Source organism: Nostoc sp. PCC 9305, assembly GCF_963920915.1.
Classification (GTDB): domain Bacteria; phylum Cyanobacteriota; class Cyanobacteriia; order Cyanobacteriales; family Nostocaceae; genus Nostoc.
Map to the genome: position 1 here is coordinate 35740 of NZ_CAWUDN010000046.1, position 22348 is coordinate 58087.

Here is a 22348-nt window from a genome sequence, read left to right on the forward strand (position 1 = left end):
AATGGTTAGAAAAACCTTGGTTATAAATCAGCCAAAGGTAAGCAAGTCCGTGGGCGAACTGAGGATTTTTGCTGGATTTATAACACTCAGCTTTGCGATCGCCACAATATTGTGTAACTATCAGGATGCAATCGCCCAAACTCCCGAACCTCAGACATTACCCCCAGGTCGGTTAGATGATATTCCTGACACTCCGTTACCTTCGGATGTGCTACCCAAGCCACCAGACGAGAATCAATTGCTTCCATCCCTAAAACTACCGAATCAGCCGATTTGGGAGCAGAATGACCCTAATACCAAATTTCGGGTCGATCGCATTGAAGTTGTTGGTAGTACAGTTTTCAAAGCAGAACAATTTGCCGCTGTCACAAATCCCTTTGTGGGACGAGAACTGACATTTGCAGAGTTGTTGCAAGTTAAAGATGCCATCACCAAACTCTACACTGATAACGGCTATGTCACCACAGGCGCATTGATTACACCGCAGACAATAGAAGCTGGGACAATCAAAATTCAGGTGATTGAGGGTAGTTTGGAAGAAATTAAGATTGTCGGTAATAGACGATTACACACTCAATACATTCGCGATCGCATCAAACTTGGTGCAGGTAAACCCCTAAATATACCACGTTTAATAGAAAAGCTGCAACTACTCCGCCTCAATCCGCGGATTCAAAACCTGTCAGCCGAGTTGCAGACAGGCGTGCAACCGGGAACCAATGTATTGCAAGTGGAGGTTAAAGAAGCAGAAACTTTTAAACTGACAGCAAGCCTGGATAATGGGCGATCGCCCAGTGTGGGTAGTTTCCGCCGGGGAGTGGATCTGCAAGAAGCTAATTTATTGGGTTTTGGCGACACCCTCAGCGTCGGATACGCCAATACTGATGGCAGTAATACCATCAATGTCAATTACACGCTGCCGATTAATGCCCGCAATGGCACTGTATCCTTCGGTTTTAGCCAAGGATGGAACCACGTGATTGAGGAACCATTCAGTGTCCTTGATATCCAGTCAAATACCCGCTCTTACGAATTGAGCTATCGGCAACCACTGGTGCAAAAACCAACCCAAGAGTTGGCAGTGGGGCTATCGTTCTCCCGCCAGTCAAGCCAAACTGAGTTAGGTCTTGATAACATTGGGCCGTTTCGGCTCTCCCCAGGTGCAGATGCGAACGGAAAAACCAATATTTCTGCCCTGCGCTTTTTTCAAGAATATACCCAGCGAAGCAACCAGTATGTATTTGCGGCGCGATCGCAATTGAGTTTTGGTGTAGATTGGTTCGATGCTAATGTCAGTGAGAATGAACCAGATAGCCGCTTTTTCGCGTGGCGGGGACAGGCACAGTGGGTGCGACAATTAGCACCGGATACTCTATTTTTAGCTAGGGGCGATTTCCAATTGGCAGCAGATTCCTTAGTACCTTTAGAGCAATTTGGTCTTGGTGGACAGCTAAGTGTACGGGGCTATCGCCAAGATGCATTACTCACAGATAATGGTATGTTATTTTCGGCGGAATTTCGAGTCCCAATTGTCCGCGCTGCCAAAATTGGCGGAGTGTTGCAACTGACACCCTTTATTGATGTAGGTAAAGGCTGGAATACCAAAGGCGAAAATCCATCACCGAGTACGCTTGTTAGTAGTGGGTTGGGGCTGTTATGGAAACAGGGTGATGACTTCTTGGCCCGCCTAGATTGGGGCATTCCCCTAATCTCGGTGGACGGTGAAAAGCGATCGCTCCAGGAAAATGGACTCTACTTCTCAGTGAGTTATTCAGCGTTTTGAGGCAATCAATAATCCCTATGACTATGAATATAGAAATACGGATCGCTCAGGAGTTTTATTCAAAAAGCTCTTAGAGTTTTGCTAGTCATGGTTTTAGGCAATTTGAAATGTTGGCAAACTAAATGAAAACAACCTTTATTTGGCTGGGTTTGGTGAATAGTATATTGAGAAGTGGGATGTTTATGCCTCTGGCTGCTATGCTCCTCTGGAGCAATTCAACCAACGCACAGGTGACACCTGATAGCACCCTCAACACCACAGTCTCCCAAAGTGGTAATAACTTCAACATCATCAATGGCAATCAGATTGGGAAAAACCTGTTCCATAGCTTCAGCCAGTTCTCTTTGCCTACAAATGGTTCTGCCTTCTTCGATAATGCCACCGATATCCAAAACATCTTTGCCCGTGTTACAGGTGGTAGTGCGTCTAATATCGATGGGTTAATTCGTGCCAACGGTAGCGCCAATTTATTCCTGCTCAATCCTGCGGGTATTTTGTTTGGGCCCAATGCTCAACTGAATATTGGTGGATCGTTTGTTGGTACGACTGCAACCAGCATTAAGTTCTCTGACGGGGTGGAGTTTAATGCTACCAACACGACACCAGCCCCTTTGTTAACGATCAATGTACCAGTTGGCTTGCAATTTGGTAGTAATCCAGGAGCCATTACCGTCCAAGGGTCAGGACACAATGCCCAATTAGGCGACTCACTTCAGGTTTCTGGATTAAACCTCGGTACGAGAGGATTACAGTTGCAACCTGGAAAGATGCTGGCATTGCTGGGTGGGAATATTGCCTTAGATGGAGGATTGCTCTCCGCACCAGGAGGACAAATAGAACTGGGTAGCATCACTAACGGAAGCGTCACCCTCAATTCCATCCCTGAAGGATTTGCGTTCAGTTATCCTAATACTTCGAGTTTTGGCGATATTCAGATCACCCAACGAGCTTTAGCATCTACACGCGACCTCAGTGGGCAAAGGGGAGGAGCCATCCAAATTCAGGGTAAACAGGTCAGCATCCGAGATGGTTCACTGATGGTAGTGCAAAATCGCAGCAATCAAACTGCTGGTGATATTGCAATCAATGCCACAGAGTCCCTCCAGATTATCGGCAAGTCTCCTGATTTTCAAAGTTCCAGCAGTTTAATTAATGAAACTATATCCCTAGGTGCGGCAGGGAATATTATCGTTACCACCCCACAGTTAAATATTGACAGGGGTGGGTATATCTTAAACCGTACCTTTAGCACAGCACCGGGTGGCAATATTGCAATAAATACTGATGAAATGCGGGTGAATGGTTTTGCATTTGGCGATCCTTCTCCTTTTCGAGCAGTCAGCCAGATATTAGCTGCTTCCTATGGGGCTGGAAAAGGTGGAAATGTTAACATCTCTACTCAAAACCTGTCTATTTTAGCTGGCGGCAATATAGCAGCAAGACCCTACGCTTCAGGCAATGGCGGCGATCTCATCGTCAAGGCAGATACAATTCAAGTGACAAATGAGGGAGCGCCAAAGGGTTTGTATTTTAGTCTGTTGTCTACTGCCACATTTGGGTTTGGTAATGCAGGAGATTTGAAAATCGATACCCGCAAGCTGTCGGTTCAAGCTGGCGGCAGAGTGTCAGCTTCTAGCATAGTTTTAGGAAATGCGGGTTCACTGACTATCAATGCCTCTGAATCGATTGATGTGAATGGTGTCAAAGATGCAGCAAATCCCAGCTATATTGGTACAGCTGTTCGTCCTGTTTTTAGATTTTCCAGCGCTACTTCAGGTAACACCACGATTAACACCCCACTTCTTAACATCAGTAATGGTGCAACAGTTTTTGTCCAAAACCTTGGCTCCGGTAAAGCTGGTACTTTAAACATTCAGGCGAATACCCTACGACTCAACAATGGGGCCAGCATTTCAGCATCCACAAAAGCAGGCGGTGGCGGTAACACTAATTTACAACTGCGGGATTTACTACTGATGCGTCATGGCAGCTTTATCAGTGCAGAAGCAGGTAGCAGTGGTAATGGTGGCAATATCACCCTTAATGCTCCGAACATCGTGGGTTTAGAAAACAGTGACATTATTGCTAATGCAGTCCAAGGAAAAGGTGGCAATATTCAAATCACTACCCAGGGAATTATTGGGCTGAAATATCGTCCTCAACTGACTCCAGAAAATGACATCACTGCTAGTTCACAGTTTGGGGTTAGCGGTACTGTTCAAGTTAATACTATCGGAGTAGATCCCAATTCTGGGTTAGTTGAACTACCAACAAATGTCACCGATTCATCTCAGCAAATAGCCAGTGGTTGTTCTGCAAACCAAGGCAGTCGATTTGTGGCAACCGGACGAGGTGGTGTGCCGCAAAATCCCAATCAAGATGTGACGAGCGATGTCTACGACGGGCTACACCTAAGCACTTGGTCTGATGTCCGCGATATCTCTGAATACCGCAAAACTGGAGAAGTCACAGCACAAATGCCTGAATCTTCAGAAGTTCTTGTCCAAGCTACTTCCTGGCATCGCAACACCCAAGGCAAAATTGAGTTAATTGCGGCTCAACCAACCCATTTACAACCATATTTAACCTGTGGTGCAACGAACTGAAGTTCCAGCAATTGCAATGCCTGCGGCAAGTTTCGTTTTCAAAAAGCTACACCAAGATGACAACTAAAACCGTTGATGCTGTTCAAACACAATACCGTTTAGGGAACCCTATATATATTAAGTATTGATGGAAAGTGAGCGATGAAAGCACCTTCTGTTTGCTGGGGTTTGATCGATATAATGCTGACAGGTGGGATGCTCCTTTGGTGTGCCTCTGTGAGTGCCCAGCTAACTCCTGATGGCACCCTCAATACTACTGTCTCCCAAAGCGGTAATAACTTCACCATTACTAATGGTAGTGCCGCCAACAGTAACTTATTTCACAGTTTCCAGCAGTTTTCGGTTCCCACTGGCGGTTCGGCTACTTTTGATTTAACGAACACGCCTAACATTTCTACCATCTTCAGCCGTGTTACTGGCGGTAATATTTCTAACATTGATGGCTTGATTCAGACGATTAAGGGCAACAACCCCGTTAGTCTCTTCTTGATCAACCCTAGTGGGATCATCTTTGGAGCTAATGCCCAACTAAACATTGGGGGTTCGTTTATTGGTACCACTGCCAACAGTATTAAATTTGCCGATGGCGCTGAGTTTAGTGTAATTAATTCTGAATCTGCACCGTTGTTGAGTATCAATGTTCCCATTGGGTTGCAACTGGGTAACAATCCCGCACCCATCAACATTCAAGGTACAGGACATACTTTGAGGAATGTCAGTGGACTGGCTCTGGTTCCCCCGATTCAGATTCCCAGTTCTACAAAACTGCGGGTACAGCCGGGAAACACCCTAGCTTTAGTGGGTGGCGACATACATCTAAATGGGGCAAACCTGATCGCTGAAAGAGGGCGAGTTGAATTGGGTAGTGTAAGCGGTACAGCATTGGTAAATCTGATACCAACCGCACAGGGCTATACACTGGGATATGGTAATGTACAAAGCTTTGGCGATATTCAATTGGCACAGCGATCGCTATTAGATATCAGCGGCGTGAATGCAGGTTCCGTTCAAATTCAGGGTAGACAAATTCAATTCACCGATGGCTCTCTGGTACTGGCGCAAAATTTTGGCAATCTCCCCGGTGGTGACATTCGCCTTCAGGCTACAGAGTCCATTAATCTGATTGCCAAAACAGCTGATGGCACAATTCGGAGCGGAGTGCGTAGTGATGCTTTGGGTATGGGAGCTAGTGGGAATATCAGCGTTATTACTCCCAACCTCACTATCAAGTCGGGAGCGGGGTTGAATAGCACAACTCTTGGAACAGCTCCCAGTGGCAATATTTACATTGATGCAACCGCCATTGAACTGTCTGGCTTTTCACCCAATAATCCTGCTGATGTCACCACAGTCAACACTACTACACTAGGCACTGGGAATGCTGGTGATGTTTTCGTCAATAGTAATAGTCTACTAGTATCAAGCGGTGCCTCACTATCTTCGGCTACCTTTGGCAGTGGTTCTAGCGGTAAAGTGACGATTCGCAACACCAATACCACAGTGATGGGAGAAAGTCCCTCTGGACTTTACAGCAACATTAGCTCAACTACATTTGCAACTGGAAGTGCCAAAACCTTGACCCTCGATACTGCGAAATTGCAAATTTTGGATGGGGGAGCAGTTGCCACTACCTCGTTTTTTGCAGGTAATGGGGGAGATTTGAACATCAATGCTACTGAAGCGATCGTCATCAGTGGTCAAGGTCGGGCAACTAATAGTAGCATTAACGCCTCCACCATCCGACCCAATCCTTTATTGCGGAAACGATTTGGTTTGCCAGATATATTAACAGCAAATGCCGGCACTGTGAGCATTACCACACCGAACTTAACGCTGACGAATGGCGGGACAGTCAGTGTTACCAGTCAAGGTAGTGGAAATGGTGGCAATATTAATATCAGTGCAGATGCCATCCAATTAAAGAATCAAGGCTTTATTCAAGCACAAACAGAATCCGGTAATGGTGGCAATATTAAATTGTCCGCCACAAACCTGTTGCTTCTGCAAGACAATAGCCAGATAACCTCAACAGCTGGCGGTTCAGGGAATGGAGGTAATATAAACATCAACGCACCCATCATCGTCGGCTTAAAAAACAGCGACATTATTGCCAATGCAGTGCGAGGCAGAGGTGGTAATATCCAAATCACCACTCAAGGCATCTTTGGGCTGAAATTCCGCAACCAACTCACTTCTGATAGTGACATCACCGCCAGTTCCCAATTTGGGGTAAGTGGCACGGTTCAAGTTAATACTATCGGTATCGATCCAAATTCTGGTTTAGTCGAACTGCCTGCAAATGTCACCGATCCATCCCAGCAAATTGCTACAGGCTGCGCAAGCAGTGAAGGCAGCCGCTTTGTGGCAACGGGACGAGGTGGTGTGCCGCAAAATCCTAATCAGCTGACGAGTGATGTCTACGATGGGCTACGCCTACGCACCTGGGATGATGTCCGCGATCTCTCCGCATACCGGAAAAATAGCTCCGTCACGGCACAAATCCCAACATCACCACAAACTCTCTCTGCATACCGCAAAACACAAGCTTTACAGTTACAAATTGCCCCATCTCCAGAGGTTCTTGTCCAAGCTACTTCCTGGCATCGCAATGCTCAAGGCAAAATTGAGTTAATTGCCGATCAATCTTCTTCTGGTGTGCAACCATCACTAACCTGTGCTGCGGTTTCTCCAAATTCATGATGTTATTAATCATACAATTTCGGGAATACTAACTTGAAATCAACCATAGGAAATCTTTGGGTATGAGAGTTTTACCCTTTTTATTAATATTAACAAGTGGGTTATTAACTCCAGGAATATTATTACCGACAATAGCTCAGGTGACATCAGATGGCACTACAAACACAATTGTCAACCAAAGTGGAAATAATTTTAATATTCTTAACGGGACTGAAAAAGGTAATAATTTATTTCATAGTTTCAGTAATTTCTCAGTACCTACTGGTGGTTCAGCGACTTTCGATCTAACTAACACACCAAATATTACTACCATATTTAGTCGGGTTACAGGTGGAAATGTTTCCAATATTGATGGGTTAATTAGCACGCTTAATAGTAATAACGCGGTAAGTTTGTTTTTAATGAATCCTGCGGGGATTATTTTCGGCGCAAATGCTCAATTGAATATTGGCGGATCGTTTATTGGTACAACTGCCAACAGTATTAAATTTGCCGATGGTATTGAGTTTAGTGCGATTAATTCTCAATCTGCCCCGTTGTTGAGTATCAATGTTCCCCTTGGATTGCAAATGGGTAGCAATCCCGCACCGATCAACGTTCAAGGCACAGGACATGCCTTAACCTTAGGCTTGACCAATAATCTAGCTTCCATCACTCGCACTCCTAGTCCGACAGAACTGCGGGTACAGCCTGGAAAAACTCTGGCGTTGGTCGGTGGTAATCTAAATCTGAATGGGGCAACCCTGACTGCCGAACAAGGGCAAATTGAATTGGGCAGTGTGAGTGGCATCGGGCTAGTTAACTTGATACCAGATGCTCAGGGTTATACGCTTGGGTATGCTAATGGGCAAAGCTTTAGTGACGTTCAACTCACTGGGCGATCGCTGCTGGATGTGAGTGGGATGAATGCAGGTTCGGTTGAAATTCAGGGTAAAGAGATCCAATTTACCGATAGTTCGCTGGCGCTAGCACAAAATCTCGGTAATCTACCTGGTGGCAACCTGCATCTTCAGGCATCGGCAGGAATCGATCTGACTGGTACAACCAGCGGAGTTCGGAGTGAAACCTTGGGGATTGGAACTGGTGGTAACATCAGCGTCATTACTCCCCGATTCAGCCTCCAGCAGGGAGCGGCATTAAGTAGCATAACCTATGGAGTATCTGCCAGTGGCAATATTCAGATCGAAGCCTCAGCGCTAGAGATATCTGGCTTCTCGCCGACCAATTCAAATGCCAGCGTTATTAACACTGGTACATTCGGTTCCGGGAGCGCAGGTAATATCTTCGTCAATGGCGATAGTTTACTAATATCTGATGGTGGAGCATTGTTTTCAGCGTCGCTGGGTGTTGGTGACAGTGGTGAAGTTATCATTCACAACATTGATACCATCATCAGGGGAAGTAGCTCCCGACCTAGCCCCACTGCAATTAGCTCAAATGCCTTCAGTAGAGGAAATGCCAAAACCATAACACTAGATACTGCCAGGTTACAACTGCTAAATGGGGGAACAATTACCACAGCCTCGTTTTTTGCCGGTCAGGGAGGAGATATTAGCGTAAATGCTACAGAATCCATCCAAATTATTGGTGGCACTAAGTTCAGAAATAGCGCCATCGACTCGTCTACCATGCAGATAAACCCAACATTCCAGAAGCTACTTCGTTTGCCTAATATACTGACAGCCGATGCCGGTACGATCAGCATCACAACGCCGAACCTAACGCTCAAAGATGGCGGGACAGTCAGTGTCACCAGTCAAGGTAGCGGCAATGGTGGCAGTCTCAAGATCGCAGCCAATACCATCCGATTAGAACGTCAAGGAAGCATCCAGGCAAAAACAGAATCAGGTAATGGAGGTAATATCGCCTTACAAGTTGGGAAGTTGTTGGTGCTGCGTGACAATAGCGCGATCGCAGCAACAGCAGGCGGTAATGGTAATGGAGGTAATATAAACATTAATGCACCCATCATTGTTGGATTAGAAAATAGTGACATTATTGCTAATGCTTTTAATGGTAATGGCGGTAACATCAAAATTACCACTCAAGGCATTTTTGGGCTGAAGTACCGCGATCGCCTCACTCCAGAAAGTGACATCACCGCCAGTTCCCAATTTGGGGTGAGTGGCACTGTTCAAGTTAATACTATCGGTATCGATCCAAATTCGGGTTTAGTCGAACTACCAGTAAATGTCACCGATGCATCCCAGCAAATTGCTACAGGCTGTGCGGGCAGTGAAGGCAGTCACTTTGTGGCAATAGGACGGGGTGGTGTACCGCAAAATCCAACTCAGCAAGTAGCTAGCCTACGCACTTGGGACGATTTGCGAGATTTGTCTGCTTACCGAAGAACAGATAAGGTAACTACGCAGATACCTATACCTATATCCCCAAAATTCCTCGTTGAAGCCACTTCTTGGCAGCGCAATGCTAACGGCAAAGTCGAATTAATTGCGACCCAATCTACCGCAAATATACAGCCCCAGTTAACTTGTGATGCAGTTCCCAAGAGTTAATTTGCTCAGGAATCTTATAACCAAGTTGATTAAATTTTAAAGTGATATAGTATACAAGCTGCTAAAATACTATAGTGATAATTACTTATGGGTTTCCAAATTAAACAACTTCGTTGGCTATATATCAGTCTGAGTATTTTGAGCTTATGTTTGGCAATAACCATTACACCTACTAGAGCGTCTTTGCCAGTACCAACAACTTCTACCCTGAATGTGTCAGCATCGACTTCTCAACCGACCAATTGGCTAGAACAGGGACGAAACCTCTACCATTCAGGACGCTTTGCAGAAGCAGTGACGATTTGGCAAACGGCAGCACAACAGTATCATCTTCAAGGCGATCGCCAGGGCGAAGCTCTAAGTTTAAGTTACCTGTCACTGACACAACAGGAGCTTAATCAATGGCAAGCAGCCCAACAGTCTATTGAGCAAAGTCTGAAACTGTTACAAACCTCTATTCCCTCTGCTGATGCAATTCTCTGGGCACAAGCACTCAATACCCAAGCAAATTTGCAATTGCATACTGGCAAAGCCGAAACCGCTCTGGAAAGTTGGCAACAAGCTCAAAAATTTTATGAGCAAGCAGGCGACACAATGGGAAGCCTGGGTAGTCAAATCAACCAGGCACAAGCTTTACAAAGTTTAGGATTTTATCGTCGTTCAAAACAGCAGTTAGAGGTGCTGACTCAAAAACTGGGAGCAATGCCAGATTCGGAAGTCAAAGTCAGTGGACTGCGATCGCTTGGTTTAGCCTTGCAAATAATTGGCGACTCTGGTAAAAGTCAACAGATTTTAGAACAAGGTTTAGCGATCGCACAGAAAATTGCAGCGAAACCCCATTTGAGTTCTATCCTGATAAGCCTCGGTCAAACTGCCGTTGACTTGGAAGATCCAGAATCAGCATTAAATTACTTTGAACAGGCTCAACTCTTAACAACTAACCCAAGCGATCAGTTGCAAGCGCGTTTAGCTCAGTTCAAACTTTTCCTCAATTACGACAAACTAGAGTTTGTTAACCCACTCGCACCTCAACTACTCCAACAACTCCGAGAACTGCCCCCCAGTCACACCTCACTCTACGCAGCGATCAATTTTGTTGCCACTCTCAACCACCAGTCAAATTCTGAGCAAATTCTACCGCTGAAAGATTTGGCGCAACTGATGGCAGTCACAGTCAAATCTGCACAGCAAATTCAGGATACTCAAGCCGAAGCTCATGCACTAAATCAGTGGGGACAACTCTATCAACGTACACAGCAGTTATCTGAAGCACAGGAGTTAACTCAGAAATCCCTCAACATTGCCCGCCAACTCCAAGCTAACGATATCATTGCTCAATCTGCTTGGCAGGTGGGACAGTTGTATAAACAACAAGGCGATCGCTCAAAAGCGATTACCGCTTATACAGAAGCAGTCAACGCTTTAAAGGCACTGCGGGGAGATTTGGTGGCTATCAACCCTGATGTCCAGTTCTCTTTTCGCACTAGTGTGGAGCCTGTCTACCGAGAACTGGTTGATTTACTTCTAGAGAATCAACCTAGTCAAGCAGAACTAATCCAAGCTCGTGAATTGATTGAGTCCCTCCAAATTGCGGAACTCGATAACTTTTTTCGGGAAGCCTGTTTAGATAAAACTCAACAGATCGATCGGGTCGATCCCACTGCAACCGTCATTTATCCGATTATCTTGCCAGATCGTTTAACAGTAATTCTCTCCAAAGCAGGGCAACCACTCCGTTCCTATGTCACTCATAAATCGCAAGCTGAAATTGAGCAGACTCTAGACAATTTTTTGGTTGCTCTTAACCCTGTCTCAGATTCTAAAAACCGAGATCGATTATCTCAACAAATTTATGGTTGGTTGATTCGTCCAGAGGAAGCAGAGCAAGCATTTATTGATACTAAGACATTGGTGTTTGTTTTAGATGGTCGATTGCGGAACATTCCCATAGCAGCTCTTTTTGACGGTAAGCAATATCTGATCGAGAAGTATGCTGTAGCGCTCTCACCAGGATTGCAACTAATGGCGACGCGATCGCAAAACCACATAAGTGCAGTTGTCGGTGGCATTAGCGAATCTCGCGCTGGCTTTAGTGCTTTGCCTGCTGTGGAATCAGAAGTGAAACAAATCTCCAAGGCGGTATCTTCTAGGGTGTTACTGAATCAGGAATTCACCAGTCAAGCCCTTGCTGAACGTGTGAAATCTAGTAGTGCAGGTATTGTCCACCTAGCAACTCACGGACAGTTTAGTTCCCGCCTCGAAGACACCTTCTTGCTCACTTGGGATGGACAAGTCAATGTTAAAGAATTATCTGAACTCCTGAAAAATCGGGGTAGCGATCCATCAAAAGCCATCGAGTTGCTGGTACTAAGTGCCTGCGATACTGCCGCAGGCGACGATCGCGCCGTTTTGGGACTGGCGGGCTTGGCTGTCAAATCTGGCGCACGCTCAACTATCGCCACCCTATGGCCCGTCAAAGATCGGGCAGCCGCGATGCTCATGACTCGCTTCTATGACCAACTCCGACAACCCAAAATCACTAAAGCCGAAGCACTAAGACAAGCACAAATTAGCCTAATTCGCCAAACTGATTTCCACGAACCGTTCTTTTGGTCTGGCTTTGTTTTGATCGGCAACTGGATTTAGCTAAGTAACAAAACGGACTTTATCGCAAAGAATTTAGGCTATTTTTTACAGCGTTTGATATCGAGTTCGCCTATACTGCTAGTAGAAGTTCCCTGATTTTACTGTTACTTAGACTTATTCTCTGAGCTTCTGACCATAGTCAAAAGAAACGTATTTTGTTTGTATCACATTGCAATGACATAAGGAAAAACATCATGAAACGTCGATATTTAGCTAGTACATTGAGCGTCATCGCTCTGATCGCTAGCAGTACATGGACTATTGCCCATGCTGTTACATTTACCCCACCCCCCAACAGTAGCTCTCCTAGACAATCAACTGGAGGAGCTTCTCGCGGTAGTATATTTACCCCTGCTGTCGGCAAAGGTGCACCCAGACAAGCAACTGGAGGAGCTTCTCGCGGTATTATGTTTGCCCCTGCTGTCGGCAAAGGTGCGCCCAGACAGGCAACTGGAGGAGCTTCTCGTGGCAACCTCTTTACACCTGCCCCTGGCAAGGGTACGCCCAGACAGGCAACTGGAGGAGCTTCTCGCGGCAAGCTCTTTACACCTGCCCCTGGCAAAGGCGCTCCCCAACAAGCAAGTGCGGGTGCTTCTCGCGTTGGTACTTACTACTTGAATCCATCGACTACAAGTACAACGCAACCAGCAGCGCTAATCGCCCTCTTGCCCCAAAATTTCTATGGCACAACAGTATCTGAACGTCCCACAATCTTGGTGTATCTCCCAGCTTCCAATGCCGAAGAAGCAGTGTTCAGCCTCAAAGATGAAGCTGGCAATATGCAACATCAGATGAACATTTCAGTTGCAGGAAAAACTGGGGTAATCGCGATCGAATTACCAGCCAATGCACCCGCTTTAGCCGTTGGTAAAAACTATCAATGGTTCCTAGCACTAAAAGTAGATGGTCAACTTAGTCCGAGTACGCCCTATGTCGATGGTTGGATTCAGCGTATCCAGCCCAGCGCGGAGTTGGCAACAGCAATCCAAGAGCAAGATGCTTTGAAGCGGGCTACTATTTTGGGTAAAAACGGTGTTTGGTATGACTGTGTGGCAACACTTGCATCGGTATACACCGCTCAACCTAACAATGCAACTCTCCGCAAACAATGGGAAGAACTTCTATCCTCAGTGAGTTTAAAGGAGATTGTAACAGCGAACTTATTAGCATCTACTAACTAATCCCAATTTGGGCATTGGGTATGGGAAGGGAAGAGACAAGGTAGACAAAGAAGAAACTTGTTGAATAATTCCTCCTTGTCCCCTTTGTTTCCCTCTTCTTACTTCCACACAGTCCCTATTACCTCTTATCCGAATGGCACTAAGAAAAGATACAGCCCTTGCTCTGACTAGTTCCCAGCCTCTAGGCTGGGAACCCATTCTGGGAGGCTCCGCCTCCAGGAGCTTGACAAGAGGCAGAGCCTCTTTTAAATACATTCCCAGCCTCCAGGCTGGGAACAAGACGACACAAGCCTTTGGGCTTTTCTTAGTGCCATTACCTCTTATCCCCAGAGGGAACCCCACCTTCCCCAATCCCCATTGCATGACACATATATGTGGCGCAGATTCCAGGCTTTTATCCAACGTACTCGCAGCGTTTTGATTATTACTCCCAGCGTTGCCTTGACGGTTATAGTTGGGCAATCGTTGGGACTTTTCAATTTACCGGAATGGAAAATTCGCGACGAATGGGTTCGTCAGCGATCTTCACAGGTGATGCCTATGGCGGGCTACGCCTACGCAGATGAGATTGTGATTGTTACAATTGATGAGCGCGATATCCAATCGGTGCGTAAATGGCCAGTTCCAGACTGGGCGCTGGCACGATTACTAGAAAAAATCCGGGCGCAGCAGCCGAGAGCCATTGGCTTGGATCTCTATCGAGATTTACCGGAAGGAAACGGACACGAGCAACTTGTTCAAGTCTTTCGCAACACTCCCAATTTAATCGGAGTTGAGAAAATTACTGGCGAACGCGTCAATCCCCCACCGGAATTGAAAAAACAGGATCGGGTAGGATTAGCAGATTTAGTGTTAGATGGCGATCGCTTTGTACGTCGTGCCCTCCTGACAGCTGAAGATGCCAAAGAGAAAAACACGATTAAAGCCGGACTGGCAACCCTTGTAGCCTTAAAGTACCTCGAAGCTGAAAAAATTAGCTTAGAAAGCATTGACCCCCAACAGCAAAAGTTTCAGTTGGGTAAGGAAATTTACTTACCACTGCAAAATCAAGAAGCAGGTTATACCGATGCCGATTTAGGAGGCTATCAAATTCTGCTCAATTGGCATGGTTCAGAAGCCGCATTTCGGACAGTTGCGATGCGCGATGTGTTAGCAGGGAAAATTCCGGCAGATTTGATGCGCGATCGCATGGTATTTATTGGGTCAATTGCCTCCAGTACCAATGATTTCTTCAGTACACCCTTTTCTTCTTGGATCTCTGCTCAAAAACCGACTCCAGGTGTGGTTGTTCATGCCAATATTGCTCATCAACTAGTACGAGGAGCAAAAACAGGAAAAGCCAGTCTGCACGGTGTTTCTGGCATTTATTTATCAGTTTGGATTGTTTTGTCGTCTGTCATTGGTTCTACAGGCAGTTGGTTGTTATCTAGTTGCAAGCTGCGGATTCCCGGCGGCAAAATTCTTTGGGCAACTGTAGGCATCAGTGGAGCCTGTATATGGGGTGGCTATGGGATGTTTTTGTCTGGTGTTTTAATTCCGGTAACACCCACTTTAGCCGCGTTCATCGGTAGTGTGATTGCAACAACTAATGCCTATAAACAACGGAAATTAGAAGAAACAAATCGCCAACTAGAAATTGCCAACAGTCAACTATTGGATTATTCCAAAACCCTAGAGACAAAAGTCGAAGAACGCACTCATGAATTAGTGGAGGCAAAGCAAGCTGCCGATGCTGCCAATCAGGCCAAGAGTGAGTTTCTCGCCAACATGAGCCACGAACTACGTACACCTCTCAATGGCATCCTTGGTTTTGCCCAAGTACTAGAAGGATCGCCAAACATGACAGCTAAAAACCTAGAAGGAGTCAGCATTATTTACCAATGCGGCTCGCATCTTTTGATGCTGATCAATGACATTCTCGATCTCTCGAAGATAGAAGCAAGGAAATTGGATTTGGTTGTCACTAGCGTGCATTTGCCCAGTTTCTTACATGGTGTGACTGAGATTTGTGGTATCCGGGCTGAACAGAAAGGGATTAAATTTAATATCTTAATTAGCGATCGCCTACCACTGGCCATTGAAGTCGATGAAAAACGGCTGCGGCAAGTGTTAATTAACTTGCTAGGCAACGCGATCAAATTTACAGATAGCGGTAGCGTAACCTTCAAAGTGGAAGTCATTAGTCAAGAGTCTAAACAAATGACGCCACTTGCTACAAGCCGGGAAACCCGTCCAACCCAGGGCTGCACAAATGACAATGGACAAATGACACATCAAAAGATTCGTTTTCAAATTGAAGATACGGGTATTGGGATGTCACCAGACCAACTGGAGAAAATCTTTTTGCCCTTTGAGCAAGTGGGTGAAGCAGGGCAGCGATCTGAAGGTACTGGTTTGGGATTGGCCATTAGCCAAAGAATTGCAGGATTGATGGATAGCCAAATTCAGGTGCAGAGTCACCTGGGTGAAGGAAGTCTATTTTGGCTGGATTTGACAGTATCAGTGCCACTCGATCATGACTGGCTTGGAGGAGCGATGTCTGTGGCGGATTACATCCCAACTCCCCAAAAAATTACCGGAATTCAGGGTAGTGCGCCTAAAATTCTGATTGTTGATGACGATCGCAACCACTGTTCTATGTTAACCAGTCTGCTGCAAGAAATTGGCTGTCAAACCTTAGAAGCGACCGATGGCAAACATGGGTTACAGTTGGCAATTGAACACAATCCAGACGTGATTCTGCTCGATTTAGCCATGCCGAATATGGATGGTTTTGAGCTAATGGTTCACCTGCAAGCGAATCCCCAAACCTGTTCTATTCCGATTATCGTCTCTAGTGCCAGCGTTTTTGAGTCAAATCGCCAGCGGAGTTTAGAGGCAGGGGCAGCAGCATTTCTACCCAAACCTCTCCAGATTGAGGAACTACTCAATAGATTGCGATCGCTCTTAGGAGTGGAATGGATGTATGCCGAATCTTCGCCTCCCAAAGGTGAGCAGATAACTAGTAGTGAATGGGTTCTACCATCCCAAGATGTTTTGCAACAACTCTATCATTTGGCAATGATGGGAGATATCTCGGCGATTGAGGGAATGTTAAGAGAACTAATTGAGGAAAATAGTCAACTAGCTCCCTTCGCAGCAGAGTTAAGCAAACTCACTGCCAATTTCCAAACCGGAAAAATCCGTAAGTTACTCAAATCATTTGTCACAACGGAGTTACATCCATGATCGCTGTTCCTATCTCGAAACCCATACATATTCTATTAGTGGATGACAATCCAAATAATCTCAAGGTGCTATCGGAAGCGATTCACAGGTGTGGCTGGAAAGCCCTCATGGCAACAGATGGAGAGTCAGCGATCGAACAAACAGAATATGCTCATCCCGATCTGATTCTTTTGGATGTAATGATGGCAGGTATTGATGGATTTGAAACTTGTCGCAGACTGAAAACCAATCCGATCACTCACAATATTCCAGTAATTTTCATGACTGCCCTTTCCGATTCTACAGACAAGGTGGCGGGATTGGAAATAGGTGCAGTTGACTACATAACCAAACCCTTCCAACACGAAGAAGTCATTGCCCGTTTAAAGTTACACCTCAAAATTTCCCATCTCACCCGCACATTAGAAGAACGCGTGCAAGAACGCACCGCGGAATTAACTCAATCTCTACAACAGTTACAGCAAACCCAACTACAAATGATCCAGAGTGAGAAAATGTCCACATTAGGGCAGATGGTTGCAGGTATTGGTCATGAGATTAATAATCCGGTTGGTTTTGTTGGCGGAAATTTATCTTATATTGAGGAACATGTAAATAATCTGCTTCGCCTGGTGAGCCTGCAACAACAGAAGCTACCGCAGTCAGACTCGGAAATTCAAGAGCTTGTTGAAGAAATTGACTTGGAGTATCTGACGGAGGATTTGCCAAAACTAATGGCATCAATGCACCAAGGAATTACCCGTCTCAAAGATATCAGTCTCTCTTTGAGAACTTTTACTCGCGCAGATATTTCATCTCAGGTGGAGTTTCAGATTCATGAAGGAATTGATAGCACCTTAATGCTGTTGAAACATCGACTCAAAGGTAATGGCGATCGCACTAAAATCCAGGTTGTCACACAATACGGTGAGTTACCCCCAATCAGTTGCTATCCCGGACAACTGAACCAAGTGTTCATGAATATCATCGCTAATGCCATTGATGCATTTGATGAACTCCATCAAAACAATTGCGATCGAGATATTGCTGCTTGCCCAAGCATAATCACCATTACCACATCGCTTGATCCTCAACAACAAACTGTCACAATTTGTATCCAAGATAATGGCCCCGGTATGCTTACTGAGGTACAATCTCGAATTTTTGAGCAATCTTTCACAACCAAGGCTGTGGGCAAGGGAACCGGGCTGGGATTAGCGATTAGCTACCAAATTATTGTTGACAAACACAACGGACAAGTCAAATGCTTGTCAATACCTGGTGAGGGGACAAAATTTATTATTACTCTGCCAATGTAACAGAATATACATGATTTTTCCCATGAATTCCGCAACTCAACATAACCAATACAGTCCATATAGGCCCAAAACACTTGTAGAGACGGCGATTTATCGCGTCTAAAAAAACCAAAATTTTTGCCAGTAGCTTAACCCAAGCGTATTGGATTATTTGGAAGTTTACAACAATAAATTATCCAATCTTGTCAGATGGACTGAAAAACCCGCATTTGGCTACGGGCGGGTGAGATACCCACCCTAATTATGTGGAATACCTTATTTCAGAGCGCAGAACCATCAAACGCAGTTTTGTAAGCATCAGCAGTTTCTATGCCAAAACCTCCAGCTTCGATATGACGAACTAGCGATTGAATGATGGGTGTAGCAATACTAATACCAAATAAAGCATTGAAGCCTGCAACAACGACTGGTGCTGACAAAATAACTGTAAATTCTGGGAATAAAGCTAACACAGCCACCAAGATCAAAAAAACAATTGGTGTGGCAATACCTGCTGCCTTTGCTGCTTCAAAAATTAGATTTTTATACTCTTCAACAGTAATGTCGCCCCGATAAAGATCCAAAGAGTAAGAAATCGCCGTGACTACAACCTGAGTGAGAATAGCTGTTCCCGTTGCAGTAATCCCAAGTTTCGCGATCGTCCCAGAATTGCTGACAATAGAATCTACCGCATTATAAACCCGAATATAAAACTGTTCGCCAACAGTCATTACTTTGGCTCCTCGGCGGAGATTGTCAACACCTACTTCCCAAAGAATATTATCAGCTGCATTTGAGCCACCTTGGGAACGTGGATTGATGTGGCTACCATGCTTATCTCTAAGAAATTGACGAATTGTATATTCTTTACCTCCAAGCTTTGATGTGCCAGGAATTTTCTCAAAAAGCTTCATGACATCTGCATCAGAGCGAGGTAAGTCTCCCACCCGAACGCCAGCACGATATCTCAGCCTATTTGCAATCTTGGGCATCTCTTGGGCTAATTCGGCAGCTGTCTTTGGTAAATTTTGCAAAGCATCAGCCATAACCATGCTAGATGCGGCAACTCCAACAGCAGTTTGTTGAAATGTTTGACTAACATTTTGAACAGTTTGAAAACCTGATTGTGTTGCGATGGTTGACAAACTTTGTAAATCATTAACTGCATGGACACTTGAAGTAGTCATCTCGCTAGTAGCGTTCTTTATTCCATCAACTACCTCATTCATCCCGTTTACTACATTGTTGGCTGCTTCTTGAGCTTTATCTCTAACCGTATCTGCCAACTTTTGTGCTTCGTTGATAAAATCCATTTTTTATGCCGTGGAGTGTTTGCTCCAGTTTCTCTTTCTAAAACTAAGAAGCACCTCAGCATTCATAACGAATTTACTTCCAAAATTTTTAAAGAGATAGTAATTACTTTATATTGTTTGTGTATGTTACTTTTAAAAATTTAGCTATCTTAGCAGTTTGACTCCTTCAGTCCGATCGCTCTCTGCTTTCCATTATTTTTGTAGCTTACCAATTTGAAATCTGCTATGTCTCTTGTTTTTGAAAGCGATCACTGATTATTATTATTGAGCTTCAAAACTCGGAACTTGAGCTTCAGAACTTGAGATTACGAGTTCTCTACTCAAACTCCGAGTTTCTAAGCTCTAATACCAATTCAATTAATGATTGCAACACATCCTTGGGTAAAGACGCGATTCATCGCGTCTCTACAAATGGTCTATTTGTCGCATCCTTTTTTCAAATTGGTATAACTTTCAACCTCTTAAGCAAAATTGCCGATAGATTTTCTGCACTATTGATGCTTACGGCTGCACTTTTCCAGATTTACACAGGACTTACGCAAAATACCTCTCAAACTCTTATTCCTCCGTGTACTCTGTGTCTCTGTGGTTCGATTTTCCGTTACCTCTGCGTAAATCCTATTACAGATAAAATTGCGCCTTCATCAATTTTTAGTTTCTACCTTTGAAAGAGTTTAGCCATTCTTGAACTTGCTCTCGTGCAATATCGCGCCCTCCAAGACCAAAGGCTAGGGCAATAGCAACTGCGATCGCACCTAGTAAAAGTCCAAAGGCTAAATTCACAATATCACTGGCAACTCCAATCTGTTGCAGTGCCATTGCAGAGACTAAGGCAATAATTGCAATCCGCGCCACTTGTCCCAAAATCTGGGCTTGACGTTCGCCGGAACTGGTAATGATGTTAAAAGCCAGATTTGCCAGGAATAAGCCAACGGCAAAGATTACCAATCCCGCCAAAATCCGCCCGAATATAATCACAATTCCAGACACTAATGCTGTCAGGGCTGGAATATTCAAGATATTCACCGCTGCCACCGTGGCAAACAGCATGATGCCCACTAAGGCAACAATGCCTACAATTTCCGATGGAGTGCGGGTTGGAATCGGTGGGGTTGCTGATTCTGTGGAAATGACGATTCGTCTGCTGGGTGTTGTCAGACCCAAAATAGTGAAAATGTTATTAAACCCTAAATTGGTGAGGATACTTGTAACCAAGTCCCCGATAAACCGCCCGACGAAATAGGCAACAATCAAAATTGCTGCGGCTGTAAAGATGGCAGGTAGGGCGTTGAGAACCTGTTGCAGCATAGCGATCGCAGGTATTGAGATCGCATCAATTCGCAAGGCATTGAGCGCTGCGATCGCTACAGGAATCAAAATCAAAACATAGACAATTGTCCCGATAATACTCGATAGAGGTTGCACCCCCGCAGCTGAAGATAATCCCAAGCGACTACCTAAATGGTCAAGACCAGTTGTCGCCAGCAAGTTCGTCACAATCCGCCGTACTACATTAGCGATGAACCAGCCAACTACAGCAATCAAGATCGCCGCTAAAATGTTCGGCAGAATTAGCAGAACTTCTGTAATTAGAGCTTGTACTGGTTGTAAAGCCTGCCTGAGTCCGAGAGTATCTAAAACTGGGGCGAGAAACAGTAAAAATATAAACCAATACAGAGCATTGCCAATCGTCTCACTCAGAGACATCTGATTGAGGCTGGGTGCGCTGTTTTCTGGTTCTGGATTCAAACGCTCATCCAGGTTAAATGCCTGTAATGAGCGCACAGTGATAATCTTCACAATTGTCGCCAAAAACCAGGCGGCTGCCAAAAGGATTCCCGCGCCAACTAACTTTGGCAAAAAGCCAATCAGTTGATCGAGAAAACTATTGAGGGGTCGAGAGGCTATTTCCAGATCCAATGTCTGTAAAACAGCTACCGCAGTCAACAGGAGAATGCTCCAAAAGACCAAGCTGGAGATGAATTTCTCGACTTGGGGAACATCTTGACGACCCGTTATCCCTGCGGCAATGCGGTTATCTATGTTCGTGCGCTTGAGGATTCCTTGCGTCAGTGCCGCTGCGATCGCTGCAATCAGCCAACCTACTAGTAAAATTGCTACCGCCCCTAAAAGACGAGGCGTAAACAGAATCAACTGTTGTACAATACCTTGCACATCAGCGATTCCTTGATTCACTGCTGGTTGTATTGGTTGCAGGCTGGGCGATGATTGTGCCAAAAATTGCTGCACCCTCGTGGATAAACCAACTCCGTAGGCGTAGCCCGTCGTAGACATCACCTGGGTTATTTCTTGCCAAGTTGTGTTCATGGTTTTCGGGAATTATGCTTAAGTATTCGCCCCAAACACTGAGTCAGTGTTTTGCCTATCAATTTACCAGTAAAAACATACATATTTACTCATATTTGATTTAATATACGGGGATTGGGCATAAGGGGCAGCACTTCGGCTACGCTCAGTGACCGAGAGGCAGAAGGGAAAAAGACTTACCGCTCTCCCCTGCTCCCCTGCTCCCCTGCTCCCTCATCTTCCATTCCCCAAAATTTTGCGTTACTCTAATTGCAGCAACAGCACCAAAGATGTGGAATGTCCCAAGTTTTGGAACAATCGATTCAAATTAATGCTACAGCTACGGTGGTGGAGCGCTGTATTAGCGATTTAGCTCTCATGCACCGTTGGCTCAACCCCGTTCTTCGTTGCGAACCTGTGGGCGAAGCTTGGAGTACCGATGTCGGCAGTAAAAGTCGTTTTATTATTCAAATTCCTCTACTGAAACCCACCTTGAATAGCGTAGTTGTAGAACGACAACCGGGTTTAGTAGTTTGGGAATTTCAAGGATTTTTTCAAGGACGCGATCGCTGGGAATGTCAACCCAGGGAAAAGGGAACGCTTTTACTCAACCGCTTTGAGTACGATATTCCTAACCCCTTAGTAAGTTGGGGCTTCAACACTTTTGCAGCGTCGTGGACGAAAGAAGATATGCAAGCCCAACTGCGCCGCCTCAAACGAGTCGCAGAAGAAGAAAATAATTCGTAATTCGTAATTCGTAATTCGTAATTCGTAATTCGTAATTCGTAATT

11 protein-coding genes are annotated in these 22348 nt (G+C 45.1%); 9 read left to right on the forward strand and 2 right to left on the reverse strand.

Features of this window, described 5'->3' with window-relative positions; translation table 11 throughout:
* The first annotated feature begins 1 nt into the window (after position 1).
* The 8 genes from ACM0OX_RS18430 (at position 2) to ACM0OX_RS18465 (ending at position 17958) form a co-directional block, all read left to right on the forward strand.
* Positions 2 to 1783 carry a ShlB/FhaC/HecB family hemolysin secretion/activation protein gene (locus ACM0OX_RS18430; RefSeq protein ID WP_414516516.1) on the forward strand — a complete coding sequence of 594 codons (1782 nt, stop codon included), beginning with the start codon at positions 2 to 4 and terminating at the stop codon, positions 1781 to 1783.
* 122 nt (positions 1784 to 1905) lie between these two features.
* Entirely contained in the window at positions 1906 to 4389 is a 2484-nt protein-coding gene (locus ACM0OX_RS18435; protein WP_414516517.1) for a filamentous hemagglutinin N-terminal domain-containing protein, read from the forward strand.
* A gap of 141 nt (positions 4390 to 4530) precedes the next feature.
* Positions 4531 to 7089 (forward strand): filamentous hemagglutinin N-terminal domain-containing protein, encoded by a 2559-nt coding sequence (locus ACM0OX_RS18440; protein WP_414516518.1) that lies wholly within the window; start codon positions 4531 to 4533, stop codon positions 7087 to 7089.
* 62 nt (positions 7090 to 7151) lie between these two features.
* Positions 7152 to 9605 carry a filamentous hemagglutinin N-terminal domain-containing protein gene (locus ACM0OX_RS18445; RefSeq protein ID WP_414516519.1) on the forward strand — a complete coding sequence of 818 codons (2454 nt, stop codon included), beginning with the start codon at positions 7152 to 7154 and terminating at the stop codon, positions 9603 to 9605.
* A gap of 87 nt (positions 9606 to 9692) precedes the next feature.
* The gene (locus ACM0OX_RS18450; protein WP_414516520.1) at positions 9693 to 12251 is read left to right on the forward strand and encodes a CHAT domain-containing protein; all 2559 of its coding nucleotides are present in this window, start codon (positions 9693 to 9695) and stop codon (positions 12249 to 12251) included.
* Positions 12252 to 12445: 194 nt separating this feature from the next.
* A complete protein-coding gene (locus ACM0OX_RS18455) occupies positions 12446 to 13432 on the forward strand; it encodes a DUF928 domain-containing protein (RefSeq protein ID WP_414516521.1) in 987 nt (328 codons plus the stop codon).
* 372 nt (positions 13433 to 13804) lie between these two features.
* Complete coding sequence (locus ACM0OX_RS18460; protein ID WP_414516522.1) at positions 13805 to 16660, forward strand: CHASE2 domain-containing protein; 2856 nt, start codon at positions 13805 to 13807, stop codon at positions 16658 to 16660.
* Positions 16657 to 17958 carry a response regulator gene (locus tag ACM0OX_RS18465; RefSeq protein ID WP_414516523.1) on the forward strand — a complete coding sequence of 434 codons (1302 nt, stop codon included), beginning with the start codon at positions 16657 to 16659 and terminating at the stop codon, positions 17956 to 17958. The genes ACM0OX_RS18460 and ACM0OX_RS18465 overlap by 4 nt, the downstream gene beginning before the upstream one ends.
* 260 nt (positions 17959 to 18218) lie before the next feature.
* On the opposite strand, the gene ACM0OX_RS18470 is transcribed toward ACM0OX_RS18465, so the two are convergent.
* Positions 18219 to 19250 (reverse strand): HNH endonuclease, encoded by a 1032-nt coding sequence (locus ACM0OX_RS18470; RefSeq protein WP_414516524.1) that lies wholly within the window; start codon positions 19248 to 19250, stop codon positions 18219 to 18221.
* Positions 19251 to 19901: 651 nt separating this feature from the next.
* Positions 19902 to 21578: a mechanosensitive ion channel gene (locus ACM0OX_RS18475; protein ID WP_414516525.1), complete on the reverse strand. Its 1677-nt coding sequence runs from the start codon at positions 21576 to 21578 to the stop codon at positions 19902 to 19904.
* Between the two features lie 276 nt (positions 21579 to 21854).
* On the opposite strand from ACM0OX_RS18475, the gene ACM0OX_RS18480 reads away from it, so the two are divergent.
* The gene (locus ACM0OX_RS18480; RefSeq protein WP_414516526.1) at positions 21855 to 22304 is read left to right on the forward strand and encodes an SRPBCC family protein; all 450 of its coding nucleotides are present in this window, start codon (positions 21855 to 21857) and stop codon (positions 22302 to 22304) included.
* The last annotated feature ends 44 nt before the right edge of the window (positions 22305 to 22348 follow it).

Excerpts from the sequence above, each read along its gene's own strand:
- ACM0OX_RS18450 (WP_414516520.1), top strand. The coding sequence starts at position 9,693 with ATGGGTTTCCAAATTAAACAACTTCGTTGGCTATATATCAGTCTGAGT.
- ACM0OX_RS18470 (WP_414516524.1), bottom strand. The coding sequence starts at position 19,250 with ATGGATTTTATCAACGAAGCACAAAAGTTGGCAGATACGGTTAGAGAT.
- ACM0OX_RS18475 (WP_414516525.1), bottom strand. The coding sequence starts at position 21,578 with ATGAACACAACTTGGCAAGAAATAACCCAGGTGATGTCTACGACGGGC.
- ACM0OX_RS18480 (WP_414516526.1), top strand. The coding sequence starts at position 21,855 with ATGTCCCAAGTTTTGGAACAATCGATTCAAATTAATGCTACAGCTACG.
- ACM0OX_RS18465 (WP_414516523.1), top strand. The coding sequence starts at position 16,657 with ATGATCGCTGTTCCTATCTCGAAACCCATACATATTCTATTAGTGGAT.
- ACM0OX_RS18430 (WP_414516516.1), top strand. The coding sequence starts at position 2 with ATGGTTAGAAAAACCTTGGTTATAAATCAGCCAAAGGTAAGCAAGTCC.
- ACM0OX_RS18445 (WP_414516519.1), top strand. The coding sequence starts at position 7,152 with ATGAGAGTTTTACCCTTTTTATTAATATTAACAAGTGGGTTATTAACT.
- ACM0OX_RS18460 (WP_414516522.1), top strand. The coding sequence starts at position 13,805 with ATGTGGCGCAGATTCCAGGCTTTTATCCAACGTACTCGCAGCGTTTTG.
- ACM0OX_RS18440 (WP_414516518.1), top strand. The coding sequence starts at position 4,531 with ATGAAAGCACCTTCTGTTTGCTGGGGTTTGATCGATATAATGCTGACA.
- ACM0OX_RS18455 (WP_414516521.1), top strand. The coding sequence starts at position 12,446 with ATGAAACGTCGATATTTAGCTAGTACATTGAGCGTCATCGCTCTGATC.
- ACM0OX_RS18435 (WP_414516517.1), top strand. The coding sequence starts at position 1,906 with ATGAAAACAACCTTTATTTGGCTGGGTTTGGTGAATAGTATATTGAGA.